This is a genomic window from Citrobacter sp. CK188 (assembly GCF_030333525.1).
Classification (GTDB): domain Bacteria; phylum Pseudomonadota; class Gammaproteobacteria; order Enterobacterales; family Enterobacteriaceae; genus Citrobacter_B; species Citrobacter_B koseri.
This window is the reverse complement of sequence record NZ_JAOWFU010000001.1, coordinates 127480-143520: the sequence shown is the minus strand read 5'-3', so window position 1 is coordinate 143520 and position 16041 is coordinate 127480. Positions and strand designations below refer to the sequence as shown.

General features: G+C 47.6%; 18 protein-coding genes. 9 read left to right on the top strand and 9 right to left on the bottom strand.

Annotation, left to right across the window (positions count from 1 at the left end; translation table 11 throughout):
- The first annotated feature begins 16 nt into the window (after nt 1–16).
- From OGV67_RS00680 to OGV67_RS00665, 4 genes are read left to right on the top strand one after another with little or no spacing between them, the layout of a single operon-like run.
- Nucleotides 17–1300, top strand: coding sequence for an O-antigen ligase family protein (locus OGV67_RS00680; protein WP_181421280.1), 1284 nt, complete (start codon nt 17–19; stop codon nt 1298–1300).
- Complete coding sequence (locus tag OGV67_RS00675) at nt 1293–2306, top strand: glycosyltransferase family 2 protein (RefSeq protein ID WP_012135762.1); 1014 nt, start codon at nt 1293–1295, stop codon at nt 2304–2306. Before OGV67_RS00680 ends, OGV67_RS00675 begins: the two co-directional genes overlap by 8 nt.
- Before the next feature lies 1 nt (nt 2307).
- The gene (rfaQ, locus tag OGV67_RS00670) at nt 2308–3363 is read left to right on the top strand and encodes a lipopolysaccharide core heptosyltransferase RfaQ (protein ID WP_112001405.1); all 1056 of its coding nucleotides are present in this window, start codon (nt 2308–2310) and stop codon (nt 3361–3363) included.
- The gene (locus OGV67_RS00665; protein WP_115614302.1) at nt 3364–4308 is read left to right on the top strand and encodes a glycosyltransferase family 8 protein; all 945 of its coding nucleotides are present in this window, start codon (nt 3364–3366) and stop codon (nt 4306–4308) included.
- Between the two features lie 25 nt (nt 4309–4333).
- On the opposite strand, the gene OGV67_RS00660 is transcribed toward OGV67_RS00665, so the two are convergent.
- Genes OGV67_RS00660 through OGV67_RS00645 form a run of 4 tightly spaced genes read right to left on the bottom strand, consistent with a single transcriptional unit; the run spans nt 4334 to nt 8329 of the window.
- Nucleotides 4334–5326: a glycosyltransferase family 8 protein gene (locus OGV67_RS00660; protein ID WP_058668285.1), complete on the bottom strand. Its 993-nt coding sequence runs from the start codon at nt 5324–5326 to the stop codon at nt 4334–4336.
- 37 nt (nt 5327–5363) lie between these two features.
- Entirely contained in the window at nt 5364–6383 is a 1020-nt protein-coding gene (locus tag OGV67_RS00655) for a glycosyltransferase family 8 protein (RefSeq protein WP_012135766.1), read from the bottom strand.
- A 31-nt stretch (nt 6384–6414) separates the two neighbouring features.
- Nucleotides 6415–7212: a lipopolysaccharide core heptose(I) kinase RfaP gene (gene rfaP, locus OGV67_RS00650; RefSeq protein WP_047460260.1), complete on the bottom strand. Its 798-nt coding sequence runs from the start codon at nt 7210–7212 to the stop codon at nt 6415–6417.
- The gene (locus tag OGV67_RS00645; RefSeq protein WP_047460257.1) at nt 7205–8329 is read right to left on the bottom strand and encodes a glycosyltransferase family 4 protein; all 1125 of its coding nucleotides are present in this window, start codon (nt 8327–8329) and stop codon (nt 7205–7207) included. The genes rfaP and OGV67_RS00645 overlap by 8 nt, the downstream gene beginning before the upstream one ends.
- A 422-nt stretch (nt 8330–8751) precedes the next feature.
- Here OGV67_RS00645 and waaA point away from each other — a divergent pair, with 422 nt between their 5' ends.
- Both waaA and coaD read left to right on the top strand, forming a co-directional pair.
- The gene (waaA, locus tag OGV67_RS00640; RefSeq protein ID WP_012135770.1) at nt 8752–10029 is read left to right on the top strand and encodes a lipid IV(A) 3-deoxy-D-manno-octulosonic acid transferase; all 1278 of its coding nucleotides are present in this window, start codon (nt 8752–8754) and stop codon (nt 10027–10029) included.
- 8 nt (nt 10030–10037) lie between these two features.
- Entirely contained in the window at nt 10038–10517 is a 480-nt protein-coding gene (gene coaD / locus OGV67_RS00635) for a pantetheine-phosphate adenylyltransferase (RefSeq protein WP_115180965.1), read from the top strand.
- A gap of 51 nt (nt 10518–10568) precedes the next feature.
- On the opposite strand, the gene mutM is transcribed toward coaD, so the two are convergent.
- The 4 genes from mutM to radC all read right to left on the bottom strand — a co-directional run bounded on the left by mutM (nt 10569) and on the right by radC (nt 12780).
- Nucleotides 10569–11378: a bifunctional DNA-formamidopyrimidine glycosylase/DNA-(apurinic or apyrimidinic site) lyase gene (gene mutM / locus OGV67_RS00630; protein ID WP_115614301.1), complete on the bottom strand. Its 810-nt coding sequence runs from the start codon at nt 11376–11378 to the stop codon at nt 10569–10571.
- 98 nt (nt 11379–11476) lie between these two features.
- Nucleotides 11477–11644, bottom strand: coding sequence for a 50S ribosomal protein L33 (gene rpmG / locus OGV67_RS00625; protein WP_001051798.1), 168 nt, complete (start codon nt 11642–11644; stop codon nt 11477–11479).
- Between the two features lie 20 nt (nt 11645–11664).
- Complete coding sequence (gene rpmB, locus OGV67_RS00620) at nt 11665–11901, bottom strand: 50S ribosomal protein L28 (protein ID WP_003024071.1); 237 nt, start codon at nt 11899–11901, stop codon at nt 11665–11667.
- A 216-nt stretch (nt 11902–12117) separates the two neighbouring features.
- The gene (gene radC, locus OGV67_RS00615; RefSeq protein ID WP_047460249.1) at nt 12118–12780 is read right to left on the bottom strand and encodes a RadC family protein; all 663 of its coding nucleotides are present in this window, start codon (nt 12778–12780) and stop codon (nt 12118–12120) included.
- Between the two features lie 173 nt (nt 12781–12953).
- Here radC and coaBC point away from each other — a divergent pair, with 173 nt between their 5' ends.
- The 3 genes from coaBC to slmA all read left to right on the top strand — a co-directional run bounded on the left by coaBC (nt 12954) and on the right by slmA (nt 15316).
- Nucleotides 12954–14174: a bifunctional phosphopantothenoylcysteine decarboxylase/phosphopantothenate--cysteine ligase CoaBC gene (coaBC, locus tag OGV67_RS00610; RefSeq protein WP_115615312.1), complete on the top strand. Its 1221-nt coding sequence runs from the start codon at nt 12954–12956 to the stop codon at nt 14172–14174.
- Complete coding sequence (gene dut, locus OGV67_RS00605) at nt 14152–14610, top strand: dUTP diphosphatase (RefSeq protein ID WP_006687626.1); 459 nt, start codon at nt 14152–14154, stop codon at nt 14608–14610. Before coaBC ends, dut begins: the two co-directional genes overlap by 23 nt.
- A gap of 109 nt (nt 14611–14719) precedes the next feature.
- Entirely contained in the window at nt 14720–15316 is a 597-nt protein-coding gene (slmA, locus tag OGV67_RS00600) for a nucleoid occlusion factor SlmA (protein ID WP_012135776.1), read from the top strand.
- 75 nt (nt 15317–15391) lie between these two features.
- Here the strand turns inward: slmA and pyrE are convergent, their stop codons facing one another.
- Nucleotides 15392–16033 (bottom strand): orotate phosphoribosyltransferase, encoded by a 642-nt coding sequence (pyrE, locus tag OGV67_RS00595; protein ID WP_024131063.1) that lies wholly within the window; start codon nt 16031–16033, stop codon nt 15392–15394.
- Between the last annotated feature and the right edge of the window lie 8 nt (nt 16034–16041).

The following is a 16041-nucleotide window of genomic DNA, read 5'->3' as shown; positions in this document are numbered from 1 at the left end:
TTTAAAGAGATTAATCATGCTTCGTGGACACACGTTTTCTCGCTTTATCCGCAGCACGCAAAATAATCCGTTTAACGTTATCTATTTTTTATTTTATGCCGGGTGCCTGACGACCCTGGCGATGCTGCTGATCAATCCAGACGAAGCTTTAAAAGTTTTTATTGCATGTGCGGTTCTGTCGCTACCGATTATCGGTAAACACAGCAAGTCACTTCTGAGTGATAAGAAAAACCTGCTGTTACCCGTGATGCTGCTGCTCTTCGGTTTAGTACAAATTATTTGGGTTGAGATCTTTAAAGAACCGGGCTCATCCTTTACTGGCGCTTATCGCTCATACCAGAACGGCGGTAAAGTGATGATCTTTGCCGCATTGATTGTCACAGCCCTGCAATCGCCAATCGCATGTGCGATGAAAGATCGTATAACCCGCTACTGGGTGATTGCGACGGCTGTTGGTTTGTATCTTTTTGCGGGTTATCAACTCCTCACCTCACCAGATCCGCTTAACTACCGTGTCGAACTGGGTTTTGAACATCCGACAGGAGCGGCTTATGCGTTGACGTTTGTCGCATTGCTTGCGTCCCAGGCCATCATCAACTTGCGGCTGAAGCATACAATCCTGCTCTATTTATTACACTTTTTGGTATCACTGGCGGTTATCACTATAACGCAAACCCGCGCCGCCATTCTGGTCTATCCGGTTCTGAGCATAGGGCTATTTTTCTTACACTATCGGCATAACCGTACCGTTTTGCTGCGTACGTTACTGGCCTTTATTGTTCTCGCGGGGCTGGCGGCAATCCCTTTAAAATCGGTGATTGAAAAGCGCTATAACAGCTTCGTAACCGATATGCATTCTTACAGTAAGAAGAACAGTAATACCTCGATTGGCGCCCGACTCGCGATGCAACGGGCGGGTATTGATGCTGGAAAAAACCACTACTGGGGCCAATCACTTGAACAACGCGATGCTGGAATGCGGGATTTTGCCCGACAGGATACCTCGTTAAGAGGAGCACTTGGGTTCGTCGACATCCATTTGCATAACGAATTCATTGATACTTTTTCTCTTAAAGGGATTTCTGGCGTCATCGCTCTGCTCTTTTTGTATCTGGCGATGTTTTTAAAAGCTTATACACAACGTAGCCCTCTGTTATTCATCATTTCCAGTGCTATAGTTATCTATGGTTTAAGCGACTTATTATTATACGCCAAAGGTGAAACTCTGAGCAGTATGCTGGCATTATGCGCGGCGATGATGCTGACACCAGGCACGATGAGAGAGTTATGCCATGATTAACGCTTCAGATTATTTGCTGAGCATTATTATACCGGCATACAACAATGCCGAATTCATTACGGATACGCTGGCGTCTTTACATCAGGGCATCACTAATGAGGTAGAAGTAATCATTATTAATGATGGCTCAACGGATTTGACTGAAGAACGCATAAATGCGTTTTATCGCGAACATCATTGCAACAACGTGAAATACATCTACCAGGAAAATCATGGTGTTGCGATTACCCGCAACGTCGGGCTTTCACATGCGACAGGGAAGTATATTGGCTTTGTTGACAGCGATGACATTATTAGCCCGGATTATTTTTCGGTTCTTCTCCCTAAATTAAGAGAAGAGAAATATGATATCGTTGAATTCAACTTAACCCGTGACATTAATAATCTCTATCAATGCCAAAAAGATAAGCCGGATGCAGTAAAACAGAGTGAAATCACGTTAACTGATGAAAATTTAACGCAGTTATTACCCACTTTCCGTGCGGGTCAATGGCACCTTGTAACAAAATTCTTTCGCCGTGACATTATTGGGCAAGACCGCTTTGAAGAACATCATCGTTATGAGGACATTATTTTTTGTCCATTTCAATACTTTAAATGCCATAAGATCTTAAAAATAGATAACAAGCTATATTATTATCGAATAAACGATCGGAGCATTACCGAGAATATTCTTGAAAATGATGCACAATATATTTTCTTCGCCATGCGTAAAATGTGTGACTATATAAAAGAAAATGATGAAAAACGAACTGTAGCCACATTAATGATCATTAACTGCTTCCTTGAAGGACGCAAGTTGCTGCGCAAGAAGAAAGGTTATTATCGCTACGAAGAAGATATGATCAGTGACATTCAAGATGCACTGACATGCTGTGATACAAGCATCGTTAAAAGAAAAGTTATTTATAAAATGAAGTACCCACACATTGATCGTTTTATTTCAAAAATACGATTTAAAGCCATAAACGCTTGCAAAATGTTATTTGTTAGCAAGGAAAGTTAATATGTTTGATAAAGTAGAAAGAATTCTTATTTGCAAGCTTAAGTTTTATGGCGATGTTCTGCTCATTACCCCTGTTATTGCCAGTCTCCAGGCACGTTATCCGCACGCAAAAATTGATCTTCTTCTTTATAAAGACACCAGGGCAATTTTAGCTGCTGATGAGAGAATCAACAACTTTTACCTTATTGAAAAAAAGAAAGGTCTGCTGGAAACCATTAAAAATTATATATCGGTACGCCGCCAGCTGAAAAAAAACCACTATGACCTTATTGTCAACTTAACCGAGCAATGGCCTATTGGCGCACTTATCGCTTCCCTACGCCGCCCCTCTATTGCCTTTAAAAGGGACAAGAAGCAGTGGAATTGCCTTTTTACAAAGGTCACACCAACAACCGGAACTCATATTGTTGAGCAAAACTTATCCATTCTAAAAGGCCTCGACTTTAGTGAAAGCGAGCTCAAAAAAGAGATGTTGCTCTGCTATCGCGAGAGTGACTATCAATATTTACTGACTCAGCTTCCCGCGCTTCCCACGCAAAAATACGTTGTGATTCAACCCACTGCAAGACAGTCGTTTAAGTGCTGGGATGACGAGAAATTTGCACATGTCATAGATTATTTGCAGCAACGCGGTCTGCATGTTTACCTGACCTGTGGGCCCGCAGTACAAGAACAGCAGCAGGTAGCGCGTATCGCCGGACTGTGTCAATCACCACCAGACCTGACGGTGGCAGGTAAAACGACTTTCCTGCAATTGGCGGCGTTAATCGATCATGCAGTACTGTATATCGGCGTGGACTCCGCCCCCATGCATATGGCTGCCGCATTAGGTACGCCGCAGGTATGTTTGTTTGGCGCCACAAATTATCAACAGTGGAAACCCTGGTCAGATAAAGCTGCGCTGATCTGGGCAGGTGATTATCATCCAATGCCGACCCGGGCAGAACTGGACAGATCCCGGAAATACCTGACCTGGATACCAGAACACGCAGTTATTGACGCTATCGACACTGTGCTCCATGATAGCAACCCGGTTGAAGGAAATGAGACAGCGTAAATGGATAATAAAACTAACGTAATTAATATTGCCTACTGCACAGATGCTAATTATCTGGAGTATGTTGCCGTATCCATTATGTCTGTCATAATGAATAACCCTGAGCAATCTCTCGCATTTTTTGTCTTTGTCTATGATGTCAGTGATGAAGATATTGCGAAGCTACAGTCGACCAGCAATAAAATTCAGGTTATCACGATCGATAAGGCTGATATTGAAAAATATAACAATGATTTTGCGATAAAACATCTCAATCGCTCAACTTATATGCGTCTGGCTGTGCCCCGTTTACTTAAAGACAAAGTAGAGCGTTTTATCTATCTTGATGCCGATACGCTATGCTTTGACTCACTCAGTGAGATTAATAGCGTTGATATTGATGATGTTGTTTGCGCCGTCAGCCATGACTCTCTCAACATTCATGATAATAAACACGCCCGGCGATTAGGGCTGAGCATCGATCACTATTTTAACGCTGGTTTCCTCTATATTAATGTCGCGAACTGGATTAAGCATGACATTGAGCATAAAGCAAATACCGTGTTATTTGAGCAAGGAAAATCATTGCCTTACTTTGATCAGGATGCCCTCAACATTGCAATGAATGGAAATATTACGTTTATTGATAACCGCTGGAATTTCCTGTTTAACTGGTTTACTGACGAACAGAAAGAAAATTTCTTCTATCACAGTGACACGCTGCCAAGAATCATTCATTTTACGGGCGGAAGAAAGCCGTGGTATAAAGAACATACGGGGCTGTCGCAACAGCTTTATGTTTTCTACCACCATTTCACGCCCTGGCGGAATGCAGAGTTACGCTCTTATGCCCCTCGCATGAGACCTACAGATTATCGGGTGTACTCCCGTCAGGCGGCAAAAAAAGGTAATTATTTTACCGCCATAAAATGGTACGCAAAGTACCTCAAAACCAAGATTCATTAAAAAAAGCTCCCCTCGGGGAGCTTTTTTACTTACCTTTGACTTTTTCGGCCAGATAGCCTATGTAGCTGATAATTGAAGAAATATATTTACCCTGTAGCCTTTCATGACGTGACTTCTTCTTATACTGCTTTGGCGTTCTGGCAGGCAACAACGGCACATTCGCCCATGGTGAAGCCTTCCATGCCTCCACAAAATACTGTGCAGACGGATAATTTGCCCAGGAATTCCAGGGTTTAGTTACCCCAATATAGTGAATAAGAATGGTATCTGCCGTTATATATTCTTTATAGCGTGATATATCTTTGCTTTTTAACTCTTGTTTTATACCATATATCGCATTGTAGATACGCGGTAAAAAGATCACTTTATTTAAGAAAAGAATATTTAAAACATCCTGATCGGGGAAAGAGAGTTTCTGATTTTTATCCAGGAGGATATCAAATGCAGCACCAATAAAGTTCTGCTCTTTCCACTTTTTAAGATTCGCATAGATCACACCAGAGTTAAAATAATCACTATTTTTCTCAATATCTCTGGCAGGACTATCATCGACGTCCCTTACTACCGCAGCAACATGCTCATCAAGGTTGAGATGACTCAATTCAACAAGTGAGCCTTTACATATCACGTCTGCATCAATGTACAGGAGTGAATCAACTTTTTCGCCTAAATATTCAAATGCGATAAAGCGGAAATACATTGCATGAGACCAGGCATTACCGCTGGGCAATACCTTTAGCCCCTCGGCATCCATAACATATATTGAGATGTTAGTAGAGAATTGCTGCGCCAGCATACTTATTTTCTGTTGATAATCATCATCCACATAATCAGTAAAAAGATGGAAATGGATATTGATGTCTTTATTATGTATCAACACTGACGTCATCGAAATCGCGGCGCCAAACATGAAATTTTTATCAACACCCCAGGCGATATTGAGCTGTGGACTTTCCCCGGCTGGTGCTTGATTAAAATCAAGTATCTTTTTTATAGACTGATGGCAATCAAAAATCATTCACTACACCTATTTAAATTTATTTTCAACAAGCCACTCAATGCACTTTAGCGCCGTGTAGCTTATTTTTAATGTACATTATATGGCTAAATATAGAACGAATATATTTTCGCTGTATCCTTTCATGGCGTGACTTACGCTTATATAATTTTGCCGTATTTGCATTGAGTAACGATTTTTCGGCCCATGCCGATTTTTTATAAGCCTCAATAAAGTACTTAGAAACCGGATAGTTAGCCCACGTATGCCACGGTTTTGTCACGCCGACATAATGAATTAATACCGTACTCTCAGTGATAAAGTCCTGATAACGATATTCATTTTTATTCTTCAGTTCCTGGTCTACGCCATAAATACAATTAAAATCACGCCTCAGCAGGATCACATGCCCAACAAATAAGATATTCAGGATATCCTGGTCAAAATAAAGCAGTTCTTTCTGACGCTCATGCAAAACTTCAAAGGCTTTGGATAACAGTTTTTTTTCTCTCCAGACATGGAGATTAGCGAATACCACCCCTGAATTAAAATAGTCACGAGCTAACTCAGGAATACCCAGTCTCTGCCCGGATTTTAAACGTACTCGATCAATATCATTAACAACAGCCGCATATTCTCCGGCAAAATGAATATCCGTCAGTTCCCGCAGCGAATTTTTACAAACGATATCGGCATCCAGATACAGCACAGAATCCAGTTCACGACTTAAATACTCGAACGCAAAATAGCGATAGTACATCGCATAGGTCCATGCTTTAGTACTCGGCAACTTGCGAAACGCCTCATTATCAAAAACTAAGACCGTTACCGTTGTACCATACATTTGCGTGAGTCGTTCCACGCTTTCCAGGTACTCATCATCAACATAGTCCGTCACAACATAGAAATGGATATCAATATCAGGGTTGTTCACCAACACTGATGTCATTGAAATTCCAGAGCCAAATAAAAAATTTCGATCTACACCATATGCAATATTCAACTTTTTGCTTTTCTGGTGTGTAGCGTTGTCGATAACCTTTTTTTGAATTATTACGTTTTCAAAATCAATGTTCATGATGAGATCACCTCAAACCCTGTATGTGATTTTATAACGCTTTTCTTATCGTTCTTTGTTTGATTTTTTGTGCTTTCGCCGCCGCTTGCTCAAGCAAACTGGCTTCCTTGCGAAGAATTTCACGCAGTGGCATCGAGAAATAAACGCGTAAAAAACGATAAATATCTCTCGAGGTCAGGCCAATTTCGAGTGAGGAGAAATAGAGTCCAATCAGATCCTTATCACGCCAGCGACGCGGCACCCGGCGACGAATTTGCGCGCGATGCAGATCAATCACGGAAAGTTTTATATCAGCCACATCAGCCGGTAATGGTTGCTGTAGTAAAAAATGGCAAATATAACAATCCCGATGATTCACCCCGCCACGATGCATTTTCCCCACCATCTCCGCCAGTCGGGTGATAATGGTTCGTTTTAAGGTGAGATCAGGACGTTCTTCACTCCACCTGGCGCAAAAGTCTTCAAGGCTTATTGCCGGCGAGAGATCTTCCGTGATGATAAACGATGTCCGCTGCAACGGATTAAACCCTTTTTGCCCAAACGCGACGCCGGTCATGGTATCAACATTCAGTGATTGCAGACGGTGAATAGCCAGCCACTCGCGATCCGCGCCAAGAACGGGCATACGCAAGGAAATGAGGTTTTTTAGCACTTCTTTCAGCGTGGTTCCGTGATGGTATTTCAGGAAATACCCTTTACCCATCATCTCAAAACGCAGCGTCCTCCGGGTCTCCAGAGCGCGGAAAACCTCTCCGTCCAGTTTCGTTACTTCGACAAACGGATCTTTACCTTGCCACTGCGTAGCGAATGGCTCTTTTAATTCAATCATTCTCAAAACCTAAAATGATATCAGCCGCTTTATCAGCCAGACTGTAGAGATCTTCTGTATCGGCAAAGTGTCTTGCATGACTTGCCCATTCACTTCGCTGCTCACCTTTCTCCAGCGCATCGCAGAGGGAAGCATTCAGGACTTCCTGTGCAAAAGGCTCCGGTATAACAACGCCACACTGCGCAGCATTGATATAGTGCGCATATCCACAAACTTCGGTGGTCAGCACGGGTAGCCCGGCGACAATCGCCTCTAATAATACGATTCCGGCCGCTTCCTGAACGGCAGGATGAAGCAGCAAATCAGCAGCAGACATCAGCGCTGAGATATCATCGCGCCCTGAAAAAAACTGCACCTGCTTCTCAATCCCTAGTTGACGCGCCTGGGCCTGATACCGGTCGGCCTTGTCTTGCCCGACAACCATCAATCGCGTACGTTGACGTATTGCTTCAGGTAAAGAAGCTACCGCCAGTAACGTTCTTGGTACGCCTTTGCGTTTAAAATCCGAACCTACCTGCAAAAGCAGGAACTGATCTAACCCAATGCCATTTTTTTCTCTGACAATCTGTCTGCTGTTTTCAGGTTGCTGGCTGTATTTCCTGTCCGGGTATATCCCTGGCGGCAAAATATGAAAACGGCGATCCTCAGTATGATAATGATGCTTAAAGTCACCGATTTGCTTATTTGTTAACATCAAAAGCTCGGTATGAGCACCTTGCTGGAAGGTCGCTTTTTCAAAAGCTGCATAGTGCTTATAACGACTGGTCAGCTTATAAAAGAAACCCTTTTCACGGGCGACTTTTTCCGCGTAGCACACATCTGCCGCATAATAGACATCAAGCCCGGGCATTTTATTAAACCCAACGACGCGATCGACGGGATGTTGGCTCAGGTAACTCTGAACCCACTGATAATACTGCTCATTTTTTCCATGATTAGTTCTGGCAGTCACCGGAACAAGGATAATTTCAAGGTCGGAGGGACGTTCGCCCTGCCACTGTTGAGTCAATACCTGAACATGATGGCCACGCGCCGCAACCGTATGCGCTATTCGCAGGAAATCACGCTGCAACCCGCCATAGGGAAAATATTTGTACAAACAAAAAGCAATGGTCATGCAATAATATCCGCGTTACGTCGCCAAACATCCCAGGCCAGGCAGGTAAAAGCGCCGTAATCCTTGTCTGCAAACAAAGACTACCCTCCATATTCCCGGCGCCCTGAAGGCTGATGGCTGCCTGAATTTGCGCAGTAGTATACCATTGATTAGCTCCCGAACCGAAATGAATGTTTTTTAAGCAAAAAGTTAATTTTTAATTTCAAAACAATAAGATGTAAACCATTACTACTGAAGGACAGAGCACAATTTCACGCGTTATTCGGCGTTAACAGCCTGTTTTGATGTATCTGGAGAAAAACACCTACCGCAAATAATGTATTGTCAATTCAGGTGTTTTAGTGCAACAAGGATAAAAATGATGGTAAAGCCCAGGCTAAATACATAGAATCCCCAGCACATCCATCAGTCAGCTATTTACTATGCTCGAATTGCTTTACACCGCCCTTCTCTACCTTATTCAGCCCTTGATCTGGATACGGCTTTGGGTGCGTGGACGTAAAGCGCCAGCCTACCGTAAACGCTGGGGCGAACGTTACGGTTTTTACCGTCATCCGCTTAAACCTGGCGGGATCATGCTGCATTCCGTCTCTGTGGGTGAAACACTGGCGGCAATTCCTTTAGTTCGCGCCCTGCGACACCGTTATCCTGATTTGCCGATTACCGTCACCACCATGACGCCTACCGGCTCAGAGCGCGTACAGTCTGCATTCGGCAGCGATGTTCAGCACGTCTATCTTCCTTATGATTTGCCCGATGCGCTCAACCGTTTCCTGAATAAAGTTGACCCTAAACTGGTGTTGATTATGGAAACCGAGCTCTGGCCGAACCTGATTGCCGCGCTGCATAAACGTCATATTCCGTTGGTTATCGCCAACGCGCGCCTTTCCGCCCGGTCGGCTGCTGGCTATACAAAGCTGGGGAAATTTGTTCGCAGACTGCTGCGCCGCATTACGCTAATCGCGGCGCAAAATGAAGAAGATGGCGCGCGTTTTATCGCGTTGGGTGCGAAAAATAACCAGCTCACCGTCACCGGCAGTCTGAAATTTGATATTTCCGTGACGCCACAGCTTGCTGCAAAAGCGGTTACACTGCGTCGCCAGTGGGCGCCGCACCGCCCGGTGTGGATCGCCACCAGTACGCATGACGGCGAAGAGAGCATTGTTATCGCCGCTCATCAGGCATTGCTGCATCAATTCCCTAACCTGTTGCTAATTCTGGTTCCTCGCCATCCAGAGCGGTTCCCGGATGCGATTAACCTCGTGCGCCAGGCAGGGCTCAGCTATACCACGCGTTCTTCAGGAGAGGTGCCGTCCGCCAGTACCCAGGTTGTTATTGGCGATACAATGGGCGAATTAATGCTACTGTATGGTATTGCGGATCTCGCATTTGTCGGCGGTTCGCTGGTTGAACGCGGAGGACATAACCCGCTGGAAGCTGCCGCACACGCGATACCGGTATTGATGGGTCCTCATACCTTTAACTTCAAAGATATTTGCGCCCGACTGGAGCAAGCAAGCGGGCTGATTACCGTAACCGATGCCACTACGCTGGTAAAAGAGGTTTCGTCTTTACTGACCGACGCGGATTATCGTAATTTCTACGGTCGACACGCCGTTGAAGTGCTGTACCAAAACCAGGGTGCGCTACAGCGTCTGTTACAACTGCTGGAACCTTACCTGCCACCGAAAACGCATTGAGGGCTGTCATGCAAAAACGGGCGATTTACCCAGGAACCTTCGATCCGATCACCAACGGCCATATTGATATCGTGACGCGCGCGACGCAGATGTTCGATCACGTTATCCTCGCCATTGCCGCCAGCCCCAGCAAAAAACCGATGTTTACCCTTGAAGAGCGTGTAGCGCTGGCGCAACAGGCGACGGCGCACCTCGGCAACGTGGAAGTCATGGGATTCAGCGATTTAATGGCCAACTTCGCGCGCATTCAGAAGGCCAATATTTTGATTCGCGGCTTGCGCGCCGTGGCTGATTTTGAATATGAAATGCAGCTGGCGCACATGAATCGCCATTTAATGCCGCAGCTTGAAAGCGTCTTCCTGATGCCTTCAAAAGAGTGGTCTTTTATCTCTTCTTCGCTGGTAAAAGAAGTGGCGCGCCATCAGGGCGACGTTACCCACTTCTTACCGGAGAACGTTCATCAGGCCCTGATGGATAAGCTGAAGTAAAACGCTTTTGCCGGATGGCGCGTCAGCGCGTTATCCGGCCTGCAATCCATCTTATTTCTGACACTGACGGCAGTAGAACGTCGCCCGTTGCGCGTGTTTAGTTGCAACGATCGGCGTACCGCAAACCCGGCACGGCTCCCCTTTACGTCCGTAAACCTGCAACTCCTGAGCAAAATAGCCCGGCTTACCGTCGCTTTGCAGAAAATCTTTCAACGTTGTACCACCCTGCTCAATGGAACGCAGTAAAACGGCCTTAATCACGCGGGCCAGCAGCTCACACTCAGCCTGCGATAATGACGACGCCAGACGGTCAGGATGGATGCTAGCCGCAAACAACGACTCGCTGGCGTAGATATTTCCCACGCCCACCACCAGTTTGTTATCCATCAGCCAGGGTTTAATTGCCGTTTTCTTCTTCGCACATTTCTGCTGCAAATAGGCTCCGTTAAAATCGTCGCTCAGCGGCTCCGGGCCGAGATGCGCCAGCACGTTATGCCCTTCCAGCTCTTTCGTCCACAGCCAGGCGCCAAAGCGGCGAGGATCGGTGTAGCGCAGGACTTTGCCATTGCTCATCACCAGATCAACGTGGTCATGTTTTTCAGCGGGAAGTTCTTCAGGAAGGATACGCAAACTGCCCGACATTCCCAGATGAATGATGATCCAGCCATCCGATAACTCCAGCAGCAAATATTTCGCGCGGCGTTGAACACTGAGTACGGGTTTATCGCTCAGGCGGTAGATCTCTTCCGATACCGGCCAGCGCAGACGTCCATTGCGCACATTAGCATGCAGAATGGTTGCCCCAACCAGATGTGGTTCAATACCGCGGCGGCTGGTTTCAACTTCAGGTAATTCAGGCATAACGTCTCCGGCTCTGTTTCAGGTCTCATTAATATGGGGACGGCCAGAAAACAAAAAACCCCGCCGAAGCGAGGTTTTTCACTACATCAAAGCGAGAATTATTTGATTTTCGCTTCTTTGTAGATAACGTGCTGACGGACAACTGGATCGAACTTTTTCAGTTCCAGTTTTTCCGGCTTAGTACGTTTGTTCTTCGTGGTGGTATAGAAGTGACCAGTACCAGCAGAAGAAACCAGCTTGATTTTCTCACGAATACCTTTAGCCATGATTTATTTCCTCTAAGTACTTAGTACTTTTCGCCACGGGCACGCAGTTCGGACAGAACTGTTTCGATGCCTTTCTTATCAATTACACGCATACCTTTAGCAGATACACGCAGGGTGACAAAACGCTTCTCGCTCTCAACCCAGAAACGGTGAGAGTGCAGGTTAGGCAGGAAACGGCGTTTAGTCGCGTTCAGTGCGTGGGAACGGTTGTTACCGGTCACCGGACGCTTGCCAGTAACTTGGCAGACTCGGGACATGTCTATTCTCCAAAAATCAAATTAGCTCGAGCTTCGTATGGGGTATTGGCGCCTCGTCAGGCTTCTCAGCCTGGTTATCGCAGTTCATTGTGAACTCTCGATTGCCAGGCCCAAATGCCAAACCCGAGATTCTCAAAGGTGGCGTAGTATACGCTGTGTAAGCGATGTGCTCAAGTCCCGAACAGACAAAGATCCCGATGGATCGCGCGAAGTGTTCTAAATCCAACCACGTTCGGCAAAAGAAACGTACTCTCCGCGCCCAATCACAAGGTGATCCAGTACTCGTATATCCATGAACTGACAACATTTTACGACACGTTCGGTGATGAGTTTATCCGCTTTGCTCGGTTCTGCACACCCCGAGGGGTGATTATGCGCAAGGATCACCGCAGAAGCATTTAATTTTATCGCCTCGCGGATAATCTCGCGCGGATGCACCTCGACATGATTCAGCGTGCCGGAAAAAAGACGGCTGTGTTTAATCACCCGGTGCCGGGCATCCAGAAAGATCACCAGGAAGATCTCCCGCTCTTCCCCCGCCAACTGGCTTTGCAGAAACTCACGCGTCATTTCCGGGCTCAACAACGCGTTTTCCTTCATCATGCGCGCCTTGTAATAGCGCCTTGCCAGTTCGGCAATCCCCTTAAGCTGCGCATACTTAGCGATACCGATACCTGTACCGCGAAATTGCGCGAAATCCGCAGACAGCAACCCATAGAGCGACCCACTGCGTTGCAGCGTTTCATGCGCCAGAGCCATCACATCTTTTCCTGGCACTCCTGTACGTAAAAAGAGCGCCAGCAGTTCAACATCCGTCAGCGAACCAATTCCTGACTTCAACATTTTTTCCCGGGGCATTAAACGTTCCGGCGCATCCATACGTTCACCTCCTTAAGCACGCCTCATGGTGGCATAGTTCCTGAGGTGAATCGACGCCCGTATTTCACTCCTGCGTAGCGCCTCGCAAAGTGAATTACGGGCAACTGCACGACGGGATTCAGGATTGTGATAAAATGTCCGCCTTCTGGTGCAATCCAACAGGAAAGATCATGATGAGCCTGGCTGGCAAAAAAATCGTTCTCGGCGTGAGCGGCGGCATTGCTGCCTATAAAGCCCCTGAACTGGTGCGTCGTTTACGCGAACGCGGCGCCGACGTCCGCGTGGCGATGACCGAAGCGGCAAAAGCCTTTATCACGCCCCTGAGCCTACAGGCGGTGTCGGGTTATCCCGTTTCTGACAGTCTGCTTGACCCTGCCGCAGAAGCCGCGATGGGCCATATTGAGCTGGGGAAATGGGCGGATTTAGTTATCCTCGCGCCAGCCACGGCAGATCTGATCGCTCGCGTCGCTGCCGGTATGGCCAACGATCTGGTTTCAACGATTTGTCTGGCGACACCCGCCCCGATTGCCGTGCTTCCGGCCATGAATCAGCAAATGTATCGCGCCGCCGCCACGCAACATAATCTGGATGTACTCGCGTCACGCGGAATGCTTATCTGGGGGCCGGACAGCGGCAGCCAGGCGTGTGGAGACGTGGGGCCAGGACGCATACTCGACCCGTTGACCATTGTGGATATGGCGGCAGCGCATTTCTCCCCTGTCAACGATCTGCAACATCTCAACATCATGATTACGGCGGGCCCGACGCGCGAGCCGCTCGATCCGGTGCGTTATATCTCTAACCACAGCTCCGGTAAGATGGGATTTGCCATTGCCGCCGCCGCCGCACGACGCGGCGCCAACGTTACGCTGGTTTCCGGCCCCGTTGCGCTGCCCACGCCACCTTTTGTTCAGCGCATTGATGTGATGACCGCGCTGGAAATGGAAGCGGCAGTCCAGGCAGCGGTTCAGAAGCAGCATATTTTCATCGGCTGTGCTGCGGTTGCTGATTACCGTGCAGCCGCCGTCGCCAGTGAAAAAATTAAGAAACAGGCGACGCAGGGCGATGAATTAACAGTAAAAATGGTCAAGAACCCTGATATTGTCGCCGGGGTCGCCGCACTCAAAGACAAGCGTCCTTATGTCGTTGGGTTTGCCGCGGAAACAAATAATGTGGAAGAATACGCCCGGCAAAAACGTATCCGCAAAAACCTTGATCTGATCTGCGCGAACGATGTTTCGCTTTCAACTCAAGGATTTAATAGCGACAGCAACGCATTACACCTTTTCTGGCAGGATGGAGATAAAGCCTTACCGCTCGAACGGAAAGCGCTCCTGGGCCAATTATTACTCGACGAGATCGTGACCCGTTATGATGAAAAAAATCGACGTTAAGATTCTGGACCCGCGCGTTGGGCAGCAATTTCCGCTTCCAACTTATGCCACCTCCGGCTCCGCCGGACTTGACCTGCGCGCCTGTCTCGATGACGCCGTAGAACTGGCGCCTGGCGCAACAACGCTGGTGCCGACCGGTCTGGCGATTCATATTGCCGATCCGTCTCTGGCGGCGGTAATGCTGCCACGTTCCGGCCTGGGCCATAAGCATGGTATTGTGCTCGGCAATCTGGTCGGCCTGATCGACTCTGACTATCAGGGTCAGTTAATGGTTTCCATCTGGAACCGTGGCCAGGACAGCTTTACCATTGAGCCAGGCGAACGTATTGCTCAGATGGTTTTCGTACCGGTTGTACAGGCCGAATTTAATCTGGTGGAAGAGTTTGAAGCCACCGACCGTGGTGAAGGCGGCTTCGGCCATTCTGGTCGCAAGTAAGACATTTACGCATCCTGATAACGACATAACATCGCCGCAAACGCTGAGTTTGCGGTCATAGTGTGGATGCTCGCCTGGCAAGTGCTTATTTTCAGGGGTATTTTGTAACATGGCAGAAAAACAAACTGCGAAAAGGAATCGTCGCGAAGAAATACTTCAGTCTCTGGCGCTGATGCTGGAATCCAGCGATGGAAGCCAACGCATCACAACAGCGAAACTGGCAGCCTCCGTCGGCGTTTCTGAAGCGGCGCTGTATCGCCATTTTCCCAGTAAGACTCGCATGTTCGATAGTCTGATTGAGTTTATCGAAGACAGTCTGATTACCCGTATCAATCTGATCTTAAAAGATGAGAAAGACACCAGCGCGCGTCTGCGTTTAATCGTGTTGTTGATTCTGGGCTTCGGCGAACGCAACCCAGGCCTGACGCGTATCCTCACCGGTCATGCGTTAATGTTTGAACAAGATCGCCTGCAAGGACGGATTAACCAGCTGTTTGAGCGCATTGAAGCGCAGCTGCGTCAGGTTCTGCGGGAAAAAAGAATGCGCGAAGGCGAAGGGTACGCCACGGATGAAACCCTGCTGGCAAGTCAGTTGCTGGCGTTTTGTGAAGGGATGTTGTCCCGCTTTGTACGCAGCGAGTTCAAATACCGCCCAACGGACGATTTCGACGCCCGCTGGCCGTTGGTTGCTGCGCAATTGCAGTAACAGCGTAGCCGGATGGCGGCGATGCCTTATCCGGCCTTACAGGCCCGGTAAGCGCTACGCCGCCGGGCAATTCACTTAAACCCCGTACGCTTCCCGATACGCGCGCACTGCCGCCAGATGTTCCGCCATCTCTGGTTTCTCTTCCAGATACGCAATCAGGTCTTTCAGCGTGATAATCGAGATCACCTGACACCCGTAATCGCGTTCCACTTCCTGAATCGCGGAAATCTCGCCACGGCCACGCTCCTGACGATCCAAAGAAATCAGCACCCCCGCCAGACTTGCGCCATTCGCCTGGATAATCTCCATCGATTCACGAATCGCAGTACCCGCAGTGATCACATCATCCACCAGCATCACGCGTCCCTGTAATGGGCTCCCGACCAGACTTCCGCCTTCACCGTGGTCTTTGGCTTCCTTACGGTTAAAGCAGTACGGCAGGTCTTTGTCATGGTGTTCCGCCAGTGCAACAGCGGTGGTCGTCGCAATCGGAATACCTTTATAGGCCGGACCAAACAGCAGATCGAAATCGATACCCGAATCCACCAACGCTTCGGCATAAAAACGTCCCAGCAGAGCCAGATCGCGCCCGGTATTAAACAGCCCGGCGTTGAAGAAATAGGGGCTTTTGCGCCCGGATTTCAGCGTAAATTCGCCAAACTTTAGTACCTGCTTGTTAAGCGCAAACTCAATAAACTGGCGCTGATACGGTTTCATGGATTCGC

Bases quoted from the DNA above. Each gene is read 5' to 3' on its own strand.
- OGV67_RS00680 (WP_181421280.1), top strand. From the start codon at position 17: ATGCTTCGTGGACACACGTTTTCTCGCTTTATCCGCAGCACGCAAAAT.
- OGV67_RS00675 (WP_012135762.1), top strand. From the start codon at position 1,293: ATGATTAACGCTTCAGATTATTTGCTGAGCATTATTATACCGGCATAC.
- rfaQ (WP_112001405.1), top strand. From the start codon at position 2,308: ATGTTTGATAAAGTAGAAAGAATTCTTATTTGCAAGCTTAAGTTTTAT.
- OGV67_RS00665 (WP_115614302.1), top strand. From the start codon at position 3,364: ATGGATAATAAAACTAACGTAATTAATATTGCCTACTGCACAGATGCT.
- OGV67_RS00660 (WP_058668285.1), bottom strand. From the start codon at position 5,326: ATGATTTTTGATTGCCATCAGTCTATAAAAAAGATACTTGATTTTAAT.
- OGV67_RS00655 (WP_012135766.1), bottom strand. From the start codon at position 6,383: ATGAACATTGATTTTGAAAACGTAATAATTCAAAAAAAGGTTATCGAC.
- rfaP (WP_047460260.1), bottom strand. From the start codon at position 7,212: ATGATTGAATTAAAAGAGCCATTCGCTACGCAGTGGCAAGGTAAAGAT.
- OGV67_RS00645 (WP_047460257.1), bottom strand. From the start codon at position 8,329: ATGACCATTGCTTTTTGTTTGTACAAATATTTTCCCTATGGCGGGTTG.
- waaA (WP_012135770.1), top strand. From the start codon at position 8,752: ATGCTCGAATTGCTTTACACCGCCCTTCTCTACCTTATTCAGCCCTTG.
- coaD (WP_115180965.1), top strand. From the start codon at position 10,038: ATGCAAAAACGGGCGATTTACCCAGGAACCTTCGATCCGATCACCAAC.
- mutM (WP_115614301.1), bottom strand. From the start codon at position 11,378: ATGCCTGAATTACCTGAAGTTGAAACCAGCCGCCGCGGTATTGAACCA.
- rpmG (WP_001051798.1), bottom strand. From the start codon at position 11,644: ATGGCTAAAGGTATTCGTGAGAAAATCAAGCTGGTTTCTTCTGCTGGT.
- rpmB (WP_003024071.1), bottom strand. From the start codon at position 11,901: ATGTCCCGAGTCTGCCAAGTTACTGGCAAGCGTCCGGTGACCGGTAAC.
- radC (WP_047460249.1), bottom strand. From the start codon at position 12,780: ATGGATGCGCCGGAACGTTTAATGCCCCGGGAAAAAATGTTGAAGTCA.
- coaBC (WP_115615312.1), top strand. From the start codon at position 12,954: ATGAGCCTGGCTGGCAAAAAAATCGTTCTCGGCGTGAGCGGCGGCATT.
- dut (WP_006687626.1), top strand. From the start codon at position 14,152: ATGATGAAAAAAATCGACGTTAAGATTCTGGACCCGCGCGTTGGGCAG.
- slmA (WP_012135776.1), top strand. From the start codon at position 14,720: ATGGCAGAAAAACAAACTGCGAAAAGGAATCGTCGCGAAGAAATACTT.
- pyrE (WP_024131063.1), bottom strand. From the start codon at position 16,033: ATGAAACCGTATCAGCGCCAGTTTATTGAGTTTGCGCTTAACAAGCAG.